This window comes from Pedobacter panaciterrae, assembly GCF_013204795.1.
Taxonomy (GTDB): Bacteria; Bacteroidota; Bacteroidia; order Sphingobacteriales; family Sphingobacteriaceae; genus Pedobacter; species Pedobacter panaciterrae.
The window spans coordinates 93,272-106,078 of sequence record NZ_JABMKW010000007.1 but is presented as its reverse complement, the minus strand read 5'-3'; the positions used below and the strand labels follow the sequence as shown (position 1 = coordinate 106,078).

The 12,807-nt window shown below is 36.6% G+C and carries 13 protein-coding genes; 3 read left to right on the top strand and 10 right to left on the bottom strand.

What is annotated here, in order from left to right; all coding sequences use genetic code 11:
* Positions 1 to 6 precede the first annotated feature (6 nt).
* From HQN86_RS02155 to HQN86_RS02145, 3 genes are read right to left on the bottom strand one after another with little or no spacing between them, the layout of a single operon-like run.
* On the bottom strand, positions 7 to 906 hold the full coding sequence (locus HQN86_RS02155; RefSeq protein ID WP_172659397.1) for a hypothetical protein: 900 nt from the start codon (positions 904 to 906) through the stop codon (positions 7 to 9).
* Positions 903 to 1,523: a 1-acyl-sn-glycerol-3-phosphate acyltransferase gene (locus tag HQN86_RS02150; RefSeq protein WP_172659396.1), complete on the bottom strand. Its 621-nt coding sequence runs from the start codon at positions 1,521 to 1,523 to the stop codon at positions 903 to 905. The genes HQN86_RS02155 and HQN86_RS02150 overlap by 4 nt, the downstream gene beginning before the upstream one ends.
* 39 nt (positions 1,524 to 1,562) lie before the next feature.
* On the bottom strand, positions 1,563 to 2,072 hold the full coding sequence (locus tag HQN86_RS02145; RefSeq protein WP_172659395.1) for a phosphoribosyltransferase family protein: 510 nt from the start codon (positions 2,070 to 2,072) through the stop codon (positions 1,563 to 1,565).
* Positions 2,073 to 2,232: 160 nt separating this feature from the next.
* Here HQN86_RS02145 and HQN86_RS02140 point away from each other — a divergent pair, with 160 nt between their 5' ends.
* Both HQN86_RS02140 and HQN86_RS02135 read left to right on the top strand, forming a co-directional pair.
* Entirely contained in the window at positions 2,233 to 2,943 is a 711-nt protein-coding gene (locus tag HQN86_RS02140) for a head GIN domain-containing protein (protein WP_172659394.1), read from the top strand.
* 116 nt (positions 2,944 to 3,059) lie between these two features.
* Positions 3,060 to 4,736: a serine hydrolase domain-containing protein gene (locus tag HQN86_RS02135; protein WP_172659393.1), complete on the top strand. Its 1,677-nt coding sequence runs from the start codon at positions 3,060 to 3,062 to the stop codon at positions 4,734 to 4,736.
* Here the strand turns inward: HQN86_RS02135 and HQN86_RS02130 are convergent, their stop codons facing one another.
* The 7 genes from HQN86_RS02130 to kbl all read right to left on the bottom strand — a co-directional run bounded on the left by HQN86_RS02130 (position 4,737) and on the right by kbl (position 10,214).
* Positions 4,737 to 5,144 carry a hypothetical protein gene (locus tag HQN86_RS02130; RefSeq protein WP_172659392.1) on the bottom strand — a complete coding sequence of 136 codons (408 nt, stop codon included), beginning with the start codon at positions 5,142 to 5,144 and terminating at the stop codon, positions 4,737 to 4,739.
* A gap of 1 nt (position 5,145) precedes the next feature.
* Complete coding sequence (gene rlmD, locus HQN86_RS02125) at positions 5,146 to 6,615, bottom strand: 23S rRNA (uracil(1939)-C(5))-methyltransferase RlmD (protein WP_172659391.1); 1,470 nt, start codon at positions 6,613 to 6,615, stop codon at positions 5,146 to 5,148.
* A 92-nt stretch (positions 6,616 to 6,707) separates the two neighbouring features.
* Positions 6,708 to 6,818: a phenylalanyl-tRNA synthetase subunit alpha gene (locus tag HQN86_RS02120; RefSeq protein ID WP_172659390.1), complete on the bottom strand. Its 111-nt coding sequence runs from the start codon at positions 6,816 to 6,818 to the stop codon at positions 6,708 to 6,710.
* An 81-nt stretch (positions 6,819 to 6,899) separates the two neighbouring features.
* On the bottom strand, positions 6,900 to 7,475 hold the full coding sequence (locus HQN86_RS02115; protein ID WP_048903726.1) for a TetR/AcrR family transcriptional regulator: 576 nt from the start codon (positions 7,473 to 7,475) through the stop codon (positions 6,900 to 6,902).
* Positions 7,475 to 7,885, bottom strand: a complete 411-nt coding sequence (locus HQN86_RS02110) for a hypothetical protein (protein ID WP_172659389.1) — start codon at positions 7,883 to 7,885, stop codon at positions 7,475 to 7,477. Before HQN86_RS02110 ends, HQN86_RS02115 begins: the two co-directional genes overlap by 1 nt.
* Positions 7,885 to 8,922 (bottom strand): phenylalanine--tRNA ligase subunit alpha, encoded by a 1,038-nt coding sequence (gene pheS, locus HQN86_RS02105; protein ID WP_172659388.1) that lies wholly within the window; start codon positions 8,920 to 8,922, stop codon positions 7,885 to 7,887. Before pheS ends, HQN86_RS02110 begins: the two co-directional genes overlap by 1 nt.
* 104 nt (positions 8,923 to 9,026) lie before the next feature.
* Entirely contained in the window at positions 9,027 to 10,214 is a 1,188-nt protein-coding gene (kbl, locus tag HQN86_RS02100; RefSeq protein WP_172659387.1) for a glycine C-acetyltransferase, read from the bottom strand.
* A 142-nt stretch (positions 10,215 to 10,356) separates the two neighbouring features.
* On the opposite strand from kbl, the gene HQN86_RS02095 reads away from it, so the two are divergent.
* Positions 10,357 to 12,804, top strand: coding sequence for a DUF5686 and carboxypeptidase regulatory-like domain-containing protein (locus tag HQN86_RS02095; protein ID WP_172659386.1), 2,448 nt, complete (start codon positions 10,357 to 10,359; stop codon positions 12,802 to 12,804).
* The last annotated feature ends 3 nt before the right edge of the window (positions 12,805 to 12,807 follow it).

Here is a 12,807-nt window from a genome sequence, read left to right as displayed (position 1 = left end):
ATATTCTTATATCTTATGTTTAACTGATGTCAATACCTTAATCCAAAGTCCCTTTAATAACAGTCCTAAGAGCATAATCATTTGAATTGGATGGAGCAAAACATTTATAAAAGGATTTTGTGTTGTAAGGAAAGATATCATTACCCTACTCAGGAAAATCAATCCAAAAGGTAAAACCAAAAATACCGGTTCAAAATTGATCAACACAATAATAGGTCCGGCAATAACCAGCACCAGGTAAATTAACACGGCAAATATGTTATTCCCAAATGTCAGCAACAACTGCGATGAGACCTTATCAAATCCTACCTTTTCATCAATATAAACGAACTTATTTGCAAGTAAAACTTCTGTTTTCCCATGCCAGTCACTCGTCTTATAGCTGCTTGCTTTAAAAAACATGCACCCGGTATTAGTTGTTGCAAATATTTGTTGGGTACTCAACCTCACCAATCTTAACGGCAAAAGATTCAGCAAAATGAAATCACTTAAAGGATAAACCAACCGGCTAAATAGTCCGCTAAATCTACGATTAGGAACTATGCTCAACAAGTCCAGATCAAACACCTTAGCACGACAAATAAGATTGTTTATCAACCCCTTATTAATAATTGTATTAACATCCAAGAAAAGAATAAAGCCGCCAGTTGTTTTAGCCACTGCTTTTTCTGTTGTTTCTGAATGTTTTTTAACAACAACTTCAACATTCGTGTAATCCTGAGCATTGATAGATGCGATCAATGAAGAAGGATCATCATTTTTATCCGACAAAGAAATGATAACTGAAACCTTATCTGTAAAGTGTTTTCCGTAATAGCCAAGCTTTGGATTGGATAAGAAATTAAATAACGTAACTGAAAACCGCAGCACAATAAATACAAGCACAGCATAAACGAAAGTGATCATATTGTTTTACTCTGGCTTTTAACTGCATACCCATAATGTTTGTTATACTCACTTTTGAGTAGTTGCAAACTCACATACTCCTCCGCTTCCCAGGTGGCGAGGTAACTCCTCGCCTCTGGCTTTCTGCCTCCAAAATAATCTGTAAGATTAGCCGAAAATATAGTTTGAAATTTCTTCCTGGAAGCATTCACAACCTGCATCACTCCTTTTTCAAAAGTTATACTACCGATGTAGCTAGTATAGAGTTTTCCCTGAGGAAACATGAGGACCAAATTATCAGGATTATCCAGTAAGCTCCCTGCATATGTTAATGTTTGCACCACATCCTTTCCTTTCGTTTCTGCAGCAAAAGCGCCCAAATATTTTAAAAACCATAACTTCTCGTAATCTTCTTTCGTAACCAGCACATGAAACTGTTTCTTAAACAACTTTTTGTTTAAATAGAACATCAAAAAACCGTCCCACCAGCTAAAATGATTGGCCAATAAAAGCACAGCCTCATTTTCTTTGATCTGAAGCTTGTTAAAATTGTACGAAGAAAAGTCCTTCTTAATGATATAAGTAACATACCAGGAAAAGAACTTAAAAATTACAGGGCTTTTTTGGGACTGGTACATCCCTCTAAAATGAGAAAAATTAGCCTCAAATGCAAACGGCTAGCTTAAATAAACCCTGTCTTCCTCACCTTCAACATCCATAACCACATCAACATGTTCCTTTAAAACAGTAGCCATCTCCAGACCAACAAAATCAGTAGCTATCGGGAAAATTTTGTGGCTCCTGTCTACCAGTACCACTGTACGGATTTTTTTGTGTGGCGTATTCAGGAAAACGCCTAAACCATAAGCAAGTGTTTTACCACTATTTAATACATCATCAACAAGTATGATCACCTTATTTTTCCAATGCGACTCGTCTAAATCAGTATTAGCAACCAATTTAGTATTCAGCCTGTCAAGATCTATCCTGAGCATCGTGATTTTAAGATCAGAGATTTTTGTCAATACCTTCTTAAGCCTTAAGGCTAATTTATAGCCCCGGTCCCATATTCCTGCCAATACAATTTCCTTCTCGTCTAAATTATCTTCCAGAATCTGGTATGCAATTCTGTTGATCTTTTGCTGTATCTGTTTTTTATCTAGAATAAGTAATTGAGATTCTGCCATCTGGTATCACATTGTTTATGCTACAAAAAGAACCATTTTAAGGTTCATATTCAAACTTAGATAAAAATATTTTTATATGCGTTTAAAAAAAGTTTACAAATCGTGCAACGTTTAGGCCTCTGTTGCGTCTAATCAATAAACCCTCAATCTAAAACCAATTATGAAAGCATCATCTATACTTAAGTCAGCCCTAACATTACTTGTATTTTCGGCATCTGTAATATCATCAAATGCCCAGCAGAACAAAGACGTTTCTATAACCAACTTTAATGAAGTTTCAGTTTCAAGTGGAATAGACATATACCTTACACAGAGTAATTCCGAGAATATTCGTATCAACGCTCATCCTGATCTCATTAAAAATGTCATCATCGAGAAAGAAGGAAACAACCTAAAAATCAGATATAAAGATGGTGTTAACTGGGGTCGGTTATTTAAAAATCAAAGCATCAAAGTTTATGTCAATTATAAAACGTTAAAAGCCTTATCAGCAAGCGGAGGTAGTGATGTGTATACTCAAAACACACTAAAAACCGATAGATTGTCATTAAGTGCATCAGGAGGTTCTGATTTAAAATTAGATGTAGTTGCTAAAGATATTGAAGTACACACAAGTGGTGGATCTGATGTTGATTTAAAAGGAAGTGCAACAAATATGGAGGTTGCTACAAGTGGAGGCAGCGATGTAAATGCACTGGATTTTATAGTTGATTACGCAAAAGTAAGTTCAAGTGGTGGTTCTGATGCAAACATTCATGTTAATAAAGCATTAGAGGCAAGTGCCAGTGGAGGTAGTGATATAAACTACAAAGGAAGTGCATCAGTAAAAAACAACTCCAGCAAAAGCGGAGATGTAAACCGATTAAAATAAAGTTTAGTTTTAGTTTTTAGTTATTCCTGCCAAACGGATGTCTGGCAGGAATTTTTATTTTAAATTGCAACCATTATTTCAGATCAATCGTCTATAACTATATAGACGCCATACTTATGAAAAACCTCTCTGTTCCTATAATTATTATATTCCTTTTCTTTGCAAATGCTGTTAATGGTCAATCTATCAATAAGAAAAAGATTGACAGTATTCTAGCCAATCTTTCAAAGAACAATATCCCCGGAGTAGCAGTAGGTATTGTACAAAAGGAAAAGCTGGTTTACGCCAGTGGGTTTGGATTAGCTGATCTGAATACAAAACGTAAAAATACTTCTGCAACTTGCTTTAACATCTGCTCAGTATCTAAACAATTCACGGCAGCCTGCATTTATTTGCTTGAAGAACAAGGAAAATTAAAAACAAGCAACCACCTTTCTAAATATTTCAAGGACCTCCCTGCGTATGCAGATACCATTACCATTGATCAGCTTATTCACCATCAAAGCGGCATTAAAGACTTCACTACATTACTCTGGCTTAGGGATATGGAGGAAAATGGTAAAACCACAGATCAGCAAGCTTACGCTACACTTTCGCGTCAGTCATCATTAAACTTTCCAGCGGGCGATCAGGAAAGCTACACTAATTCCGGTTATTTTTTCCTTTCCAAAATTGTGAGTATAGTAAGCGGTCAGGACCTTAGTCAGTTCGCTAAAGCGCACATTTTTAATCCTTTAAAAATGGCAAATACAGGTTTCTCACGTAGCCACCTGGTACAAAATAAGGCTAATGGATATCTTTTAGAAGACAATAAATACATCCAGTATAATCCCAAGACTTCAATTATAGGTCATTCGAATGTTTATAGTGCGATCACTGACTGGGATAAATGGTTCAACGAAATGAAAAACCATAGGGTTTTGGGTGATAAAGTCTGGAAAAAAATACTGACACCTGCCATAAACAACGATGGAAATCAAATAGATTACGCAGGAGGAGTTAGAATTACCTCTTTCCAAGATCAAAAAATGATCTCTCATGGTGGAGATTTGCCAAGTTATCATAGCTATATGGCATTTTTTCCTGAAAAAGATCTTGGTATTATCATTATGAGCAACAATGGTACTTTTTCAGGTTATAATATACTTACCAGTATCTATAATAACATCTACCCTGGTACCAAACCAATATTACTTCAACAAGAAACAGAAAAACCAATCGAAAAAAAAGTAGTTAAAGAATTCAAGCTTAGTGTAAGTACCTTACCTTACACTGGCAGTTACCTGATAGAAGGAAGCCAAAATATGGTTTTTGATGTGCTCAGTAAAGACAGTTCCTTAACTGTTCTCCAAAAATGGAATCAGAATGATTATCCTATTTTACCATTAAACGATTCCTTATTTTATATTAAAGGCGAGGAAGACATCACCTTCGAATTTAGGCAACCCCAGAATAGTCATACTCAAAAAATGCTAATTACTCAGCAAGGAAAACCATCATGGGCAAAAAGAATTGAACCGGAAAAAGAAGACATCAATACCTTAAATCAATATTGCGGAAACTTTTACAGTCCTGAGATCGATGCTCATTATACAATACTAATAAATAATGGTAGCCTGAATATGAAGATAGGCAGCAGTACACAAAAAATAACCTCTTCTGGTAATAAAGACTATTATTATCTCCCGGAAACAGGAATGGAGTTCAATTTCAGAAGAAACGAAAGCCATCAAATTGATGGCCTTATTTTAAATCATGTCAGAGTAGAAAAACTGCTTTTCTTAAAAGAATAGTTATCCTTTGTTTTTATAAGGATAATAAATAAAGTTAGCCCCTTCAGGTACAATCACAAAAACGCACATAAAATCTTCGGGTTTTTTGTAGCTTTTAAGGAATAATGCTTTTTTATCCGGTTGGATTATACCTTTTTCTACAAACTCTTCAAAAGTAGAGGCCTGTATAGTCCATTCAGTATTTAATTCTTTTCTATCCAAAATTACCTCCCCAATATTTACTTCGTACTGGTGGGCAATAAAAATGGGATTAGCAGATATTCCTTCCAACATTATCTCTACAGCAATCTCTTTAATAGAGTCAGCATATAAATCTAAATCCTTTTCTAAGCTTACCAATGGGCTTTGCTTTTTCTCTTCTGCTTTTCCACCTTCTGGTTCCTGTGGCAATAATTCTTCTATATCCATCTTAATTATTCTCTAAACTATCTTCCGATGTACTACCTACAAATTTCAATAACACTACATTTTCAACGTGCTGAGTATGAGGAAACATATCAACAGGTTTGATACGAACTACCTCATATTTTTCTTTTAACAGCGCCAAATCTCTTGCCTGGGTAGCTGCATTACAACTCACATACACAATTTTCTCAGCTTCCATTTCAAGGAGTCTTTCCACTACGTCCACATGCATTCCGGCTCTTGGCGGATCTGTAATTACCACATCAGGCTTACCATGACTTGCAATAAAGTCCCTTGTCAGGATATCCTTCATGTCGCCTGCATAAAAAATAGTATTATCTATTTTATTAAGCTCAGAATTAAACTTGGCATCTTCAATAGCTGTTGGCACATATTCAATTCCAACCACCTGTTTTACACTTCTTGCTACAAAATTAGCAATGGTACCAGCTCCGGTATACAAATCATAAACCAGTTCATCACCAGTAAAACCTGCAAACTCTTTGGTAATTTTATACAACTCATGGGCCTGATCAGAATTGGTCTGGTAAAAAGACTTAGCCCCAATTTTAAACTGTAGGCCATCCATTTCCTCAAAAATATGATCTCTACCTGCATAGGTAATTACCTCCTGATCAAAAATAGTATCATTCTTTTTTTGGTTCAGGATGTAAAGCAACGAAGTGATCTCCGGGAAATTCACTTTCAAATGCTCCATTAAACCATCTACCTGCTCCTGTTCTGCATAAGCAAAAACCACCACCACCATTACCTCACCAGTAGATGAAGTACGTATAATCAGATTTCTTAAATTACCTTCGTGATTGCGCAGATCATAAAAAGTTAAACCGTTTTCCAAAGCATAAGCCCTAACACTATTCCTTAATGTATTAGAAGGCTCAGCCTGCAGGTAACAATGCTGGATGTCCAGAATTTTATCAAACCTTAGCGGAACGTGAAAACCCAGCGCATTCATTTCCAGATCCTCATTCGGACCAGTTAAATCCTCTGGCCTATCTGCCATATCTTGCTTATTCAACCAGCGTTTATTAGAAAACGTGTATTCAAGCTTATTGCGATAGTATTTATTTTCTGCAGAACCCAAAATTGGCTCCATTGCAGAGGTATCAATTTTTGCAAGGCGCTGTAAAGCAGCCTCTACATTTTTATGCTTAAATTTTAGTTGAGCATCATAGCCCATGTGTTGCCATTTACAACCACCACAGGTACCAAAGTGCTGACAAAAAGGGTCAACTCTTAAATCAGAAGCTTTATTTAAGCTTTCAATTACTGCTTCTGCAAAATTTTTCTTTTTCTTTACTATGCGGACATCAACCACATCGCCCGGCACGGCTTTATCCACAAATATAACTAGTTCATCTGCTTTGCCAACTCCTTTGCCCTCTTCGGCAATGTCAATAATACTTAGATTAGGGATGATGGTTACTGTTCCGGCTTTTCTATTTCTACTCATTATGCCGCAAAATTAGATAAAATTTCAGACATACTAATCTCCATAAGGCATTCAAAACACCTTTAAAAGAAAAGAAAATGCAATATCAAACTCTACTTACCAAAAACTTTAAGGATTAAACCGAAAAAGCCTTCAACCATATTAAAGCTCATATCAAATTTCTCATCAACCATTACAGAAATCTCTAAAACCTCTTTACTCATAATATATTGACGTATACAGTCAAATATAGATGTTTTTATACCGAATACCAAAACGGTACATGTTAAGGTTTTGTAAAGAACCTACAAAGCGGCCTTTACCAGGAAGGGAAGAAGTTCTTTCTGAAAACTAACAAAGTTCTTGCGAACATCAGAATCACTAACAGAAGTGAAGGCGAATGAGAATACAATGCTCTTGCTTGCTTTTAATAAAAATGCCAGGCCTTCTTTACGAGATGGGTTATTTTTAAAATGGTCGAGCTCTAAATAGGCAGAAAGCAATAAAGACTCTAACTGATCAGATAAATGCTTTAAAAAATCTTGCGAGTTTGCATTTTCCCTAACAAAATCCCAGCCGATAAACTCATTACAAACGGTATAAGTAAGTCTGCATGTTTTCATTACAAGCGCCTTAAGGTGCTCTTCTTCATCAGCAAACTGAGCTTTATTTTTTAAAATTTCATGAAGGTTCAGGTCCAGATAATTCATCAGGATAGCATCCAAAATCTGTTCTTTGCTTTCAAAATACTTATATATAGTTGCTTTAGCTATTCTGGCTTTTCTGGCGATCTCATTAACACTTGTTTTATGATAGCCGTACTTTCTGAATAGCTCTTTTGCAGACCTGATTATACTTTCCTTTATTTTCTCTGGTTCCATTAGTTACTTACATTTATAGTCAGGCCACCACGAAGTGATGTAGTATAAGATTTTAAATTACGTACAGCCGGCGCTTTTTGCGGAGTTCCGTCAAGCAGCAAAAATTTAGCTCCTGTACACGGATCAGTAGCTGTAATTCCGGTCGAGTCCGGAACAACTGCACAACCACCATTTTGAGGGTTTACTGAACTGGCTCTATCGAATGTCCTGTAGCCACCACCAATTGCAACAATCATCAGACCTTTAACGCCCTGATTATCTACCAGTAATACATTGTTCTTGGCTTTAATCTTAAATTCCTGAACGGTCACATTGTATTCCACAAAAACATTAGGAATCATTTCACTTTCTTTTCCACATCCTCCAAAAGTGATCACCAACAGAAATAATCCGACTATTTTTTTAATCATTATATTAATGACGTTTTATATTGCTTTAAAAAGCGAGCATCATTTTCAGAAAATAAACGCAAGTCTTTGATTTCGAATTTAAGGTTGGCAATACGCTCAATACCCATTCCGAATGCAAAGCCGCTATATTTCTTGCTGTCGATATTACAATTTTCCAAAACGTTAGGATCAACCATGCCACATCCTAAAATTTCAACCCAGCCGCTATACTTACACATCTGACAACCTGCGCCTTTGCAGATAGTACAAGAAATATCCATTTCAGCTGACGGCTCTGTAAAAGGGAAATAAGAAGGGCGGAAACGAACCTTTGTACCTTCTCCATAAAGTTCCTGTACAAAATAGAATAGCGTTTGCTTTAGATCTGCAAATGAAACATTTTCATCAATATACAAACCCTCTACCTGGTGGAAAAAGCAATGCGCCCTAGCAGAAATGGCCTCGTTACGATAAACACGACCCGGCATAATTGCTCTGAATGGTGGCTTACCAGCCTCCATCATTCTTACCTGAACAGAAGAAGTATGCGTACGCAAGGCAATATCGCCTTTTTCGCCTCCTTTTTTAATAAAGAAAGTATCCTGCATATCTCTAGCAGGGTGTTCTTCCGGGAAGTTTAAAGCAGAGAAATTGTGCCAGTCATCCTCAATCTCCGGACCTTCTGCTACAATAAAACCAAGTTTATTAAAAATCTCGATGATTTCTCGTCTAACCAAAGCCAATGGGTGGCGGGCGCCAACTTCAAACCCTTCACCAGGTAAGGTTAAATCTATATCAGCACTTGCTGAAACTTCTGCTACCCCACCCTGATCTTTCAGTGTTTGATATTTTGCTTCTGCGAGCTGTTTAAATTCATTTAAAACCTTTCCCAGAGTTCTTTTTTCTTCTGGTGACACGGCCTTAAATTCATCGAAAATATCTTTGATAATTCCTTTAGTACCAAGGAATTTTATACGGAATTGTTCTAATTCATCTGCTTTATCAGTTGAGAAAGCATTTATTTCTGCTGTATACTGTGTTATCTTGTCTTGTAACATGGCAACAAATATACAGCTATTTATGCAATATATTTATAACGGCTGAGTCCAAAAATCGTCATGAAGCATCACTCCATAAAGAAAATAGACTCAGCCGCTTAGTTTTATATTACGCCCAACGCTTTACCAACTTTAGTAAATGCTGCTATGGCCTTATCTAAATGGTGCTGCTCATGTGCCGCAGATAATTGCACACGAATTCTAGCCTTGCCTTGTCCAACCACCGGATAATAAAACCCGATTACATAAATTCCTTCCTCGAGCATTTTAGCCGCAAATTCCTGGGCAAGCTTAGCATCATAAAGCATAACAGGAACTATCGGGTGTACCCCCTCTTTAATGTCAAAACCAGCTTCAGTCATTTTTGTACGGAAGTAAGCAGTATTACGCTCCAGTTTATCCCTTAAATCAGTAGTTTCACTTAAAAGATCCAGAACCGCTACAGATGCTCCTGTAATTGCAGGGGCAAGTGTATTTGAGAATAAATAAGGGCGAGATCTTTGGCGCAACATGTCAATAATTTCTTTCTTACCCGAAGTAAACCCTCCAGATGCACCGCCAAGCGCTTTACCCAAGGTACCTGTAATAATGTCAACCCTATCTATCACATTGAAATGCTCATGAGTACCGCGACCTGTCTTACCCATAAAACCAGTGCAATGCGACTCATCAATCATTACAAGCGCTTCATATTTATCTGCTAAATCACAAATTTTATCTAATGGAGCCACAACTCCATCCATAGAAAATGCCCCATCTGTAACAATAATGCGATGTCTGGAATCCTTAGCAGCAATTAATTGCTGTTCCAAATCTGCCATATCCGCATTTTTATATCTAAAACGCTTTGCTTTACACAAGCGCACTCCATCTATAATAGATGCATGGTTTAATTCATCAGAAATAATAGCGTCCTGATCATTAAACAAAGGTTCAAAAACACCACCGTTAGCATCAAATGCTGCAGCATATAAAATTGTATCTTCTGTACCTAAAAATTTGGAAAGTTTTGATTCCAGTTCTTTATGGACATCCTGTGTACCACATATAAAACGTACTGAGGACATTCCGTAACCATATTTATCTATAGCTTTTTTTGCCGCTTCAATAACTGCCGGATGAGACGATAGTCCCAAATAATTATTTGCACAAAAGTTGATCACCTCCTGCCCGGTGCTGATCTTAATATCGGCTCCCTGAGGGGTTACAATAATACGTTCACGTTTAAATAAACCGTCTTTTTCTATTTGCTCCAGTTCTTGTTCTAGAACGGGTTTTAAGGTTTTGTACATATTTATAATAATTAATGCAACCAAAGTTATAAAAATATCGTCTTGTGGTGGTAAGGCAATTAAACGATGGTTGCAAACTTTAACACAAAAAAACTGTTTAGTATTCACAACTAATCCGATATTTAAGCCTTAAATCCATTTAATGAAGAAGATTTTTTTAACGCTATTTCTTTTTGTAAGCGCCCTTAGCCTATCAGCACAACAGCTTAAACTTGGTGGCACAATAAAAGATACAGAAGGACAATCCGTTCCATTTGCTTCTGTTTATATAAAAAACACAACGATTGGAACTTCAGCAAATGTGGATGGTGTTTATTCATTAAGCATTGAAAAGGGAACTTTTACCATTATTTATAAAGCAATTGGCTATAAAGCATTAGAGAAAGAAATCACTATTAATGATAACCTAACTGAAGATGTAGTGATAACGCCGGAAACTTATAGCCTGGCCGGAGTTACCATAGATGGCAATGCAGAAGATCCTGCCTACGAAATCATCAGGCAAGCCATTAAAAAAAGGAAAGAACACCTTACCGAAGTAAAGGCATATAAAGCCGATGTATATATTAAAGGAGTACAAAAACTTGTAGGTGCCCCAAAAAAGTTCTTTGGAAAAGACATTCAAAAAACGCTTGATCTGGATACCAACAGAAAAGGGATTTTATATTTATCAGAGTCGACCTCTACATTTTCATATGAGCGCCCAAATAAGATTCACGAAGAAATGGTGTCTTCAAAAATTGCTGGCCGTAACAATGCATTTAGCTTCAATAAAGCATCAGACCTGATTATAAATTTTTACGACAACATTTTATTAGAGGATAAACTAAGTGCCCGCGGCTTTGTATCACCAATTTCCGACAATGCTTTTCTCTATTACAGATACAAATTACTAGGTGTTTCTACAGAAAACGGAGCAACGATTAACAAAATCCAGATCATCCCCCGCCGGGAACACGATCCTGTTTTCAGGGGAACTATATATATTACAGACGATAGCTGGCATCTTTTTAATGCCGATGTGTACCTAACCAGCAATTCAGGCATCAATCTTCTTGATACTTTAAATATCTCACAACAGTTTATTAAAACCGAGAATACTTATATGCCTTCAAATATCAATTTCCAGTTTAACGGGAATGTGCTTGGCTTTAAGTTCGAGGGTTATTATGTTGGGGTTTACAGCAATTACAATCTCCACCCAAACTTTCCGAAAAACTATTTCACTGGCGAAATCCTCAAGATAACCAAAGCGGTAAATAAAAAAGATTCTTTGTTTTGGCTTAATAACAGACCAATTCCGCTTACAAAGGAAGAAAGCCGGGATTATGTGAGAAAGGATAGCATTGCTGCGCTTAAAGTTTCAAAGCATTATCTTGATTCATTAGAACGTGAAAACAATAAATTTGGAATTGTAAAGGCCGCTATAACAGGATACACCATAAACAACAGGTACGCCCAGAAATATTATAGTTTTGACCCCATATATCGTTCTATATTTTATAACACCGTTGAAGGTTTCGCACTTAAATACGGGGTAACTTATGTGAAGCGACTTCAGGACAGCCGTTATTACAGTATCCGACCGGAGGTGAGATACGGATTTTCTAATAAAACCCTAACCGGGAACATATCTGCAAATTATTACTACAACCCGTTAAAACGAGCAAACATTAGTATAAGTGGCGGTTCTGGCATTTACGACTTAAACGACCTTGGAACAATGAGTCTTTTGGGCAACTCCATTAACTCTTTATTGTTCGAAACCAACTTTTCCAAATTCTATAAAAAGGAATTTGCGAACATTGGAACCACAAGGGAACTGACAAATGGACTTCAGGCATCGTTGACTGCTGATTATGCTCGCCATACTAATCTTGAAAACTCGACAACCTTCAAAATAAAAGATCTAAAAGGCGAAACTTTTACATCAAACAACCCTTTTACACCTGATACAGAAACACCATTGTTTCCAACATATAAATCGTTAGCAATTACGGCATCATTAAATTACACCATTGATCAGCAATATATAACCCGCCCTGATGGTAAATTTTACCAGGGATCAAAATATCCGGTAATTAACCTTACCTATAAAAAAGGCATAAAAGGATTATTCAATAGTGATGTAGATTACGACCTGGTATCATTAGAAGTTTCCCAAAACCGTATTAGCGCTGGTTTATGGGGTTACTCATCATTCGTTGTTGGCGCTGGTAAGTTCATCAATAATAACACGGTTTACTATCCTGAGGCGAAACATTTCAGAGGTAATAACTCTTTACTTGGGCTTCCGAACTTAAGAAAGTTCTTATTCCTCGATTTCTATCTTTTCAGTACGGACCGTCAATATCTTGAAGCGCACTTTGAACACAATTTCTCTGGCCTTTTAACAAATAAAGTTCCGCTGCTGCGTAAATTAAAGCTGGAAGAACTTGTTGGGGTTAACTATTTGAGTCAGCCAGTAAAGAGAAATTACACAGAGTTCTACTTTGGCTTACAAAGATTGATTTTCAAAGCCACATATGGCTTTGCTTATGATGGAAACAGAAGAGTAAATCATGGGTTTAGATTGTATTATGGATTCTAGTCT

What these genes read in the sequence shown, in the direction of transcription:
- HQN86_RS02130 (WP_172659392.1), bottom strand. Translation starts at nt 5,144, where the DNA reads ATGGATATAGAAGAATTATTGCCACAGGAACCAGAAGGTGGAAAAGCA.
- kbl (WP_172659387.1), bottom strand. Translation starts at nt 10,214, where the DNA reads ATGTACAAAACCTTAAAACCCGTTCTAGAACAAGAACTGGAGCAAATA.
- HQN86_RS02095 (WP_172659386.1), top strand. Translation starts at nt 10,357, where the DNA reads ATGAAGAAGATTTTTTTAACGCTATTTCTTTTTGTAAGCGCCCTTAGC.
- HQN86_RS02135 (WP_172659393.1), top strand. Translation starts at nt 3,060, where the DNA reads ATGAAAAACCTCTCTGTTCCTATAATTATTATATTCCTTTTCTTTGCA.
- rlmD (WP_172659391.1), bottom strand. Translation starts at nt 6,615, where the DNA reads ATGAGTAGAAATAGAAAAGCCGGAACAGTAACCATCATCCCTAATCTA.
- HQN86_RS02115 (WP_048903726.1), bottom strand. Translation starts at nt 7,475, where the DNA reads ATGGAACCAGAGAAAATAAAGGAAAGTATAATCAGGTCTGCAAAAGAG.
- HQN86_RS02145 (WP_172659395.1), bottom strand. Translation starts at nt 2,072, where the DNA reads ATGGCAGAATCTCAATTACTTATTCTAGATAAAAAACAGATACAGCAA.
- HQN86_RS02110 (WP_172659389.1), bottom strand. Translation starts at nt 7,885, where the DNA reads ATGATTAAAAAAATAGTCGGATTATTTCTGTTGGTGATCACTTTTGGA.
- HQN86_RS02140 (WP_172659394.1), top strand. Translation starts at nt 2,233, where the DNA reads ATGAAAGCATCATCTATACTTAAGTCAGCCCTAACATTACTTGTATTT.
- pheS (WP_172659388.1), bottom strand. Translation starts at nt 8,922, where the DNA reads ATGTTACAAGACAAGATAACACAGTATACAGCAGAAATAAATGCTTTC.
- HQN86_RS02120 (WP_172659390.1), bottom strand. Translation starts at nt 6,818, where the DNA reads ATGAGTAAAGAGGTTTTAGAGATTTCTGTAATGGTTGATGAGAAATTT.
- HQN86_RS02155 (WP_172659397.1), bottom strand. Translation starts at nt 906, where the DNA reads ATGATCACTTTCGTTTATGCTGTGCTTGTATTTATTGTGCTGCGGTTT.
- HQN86_RS02150 (WP_172659396.1), bottom strand. Translation starts at nt 1,523, where the DNA reads ATGTACCAGTCCCAAAAAAGCCCTGTAATTTTTAAGTTCTTTTCCTGG.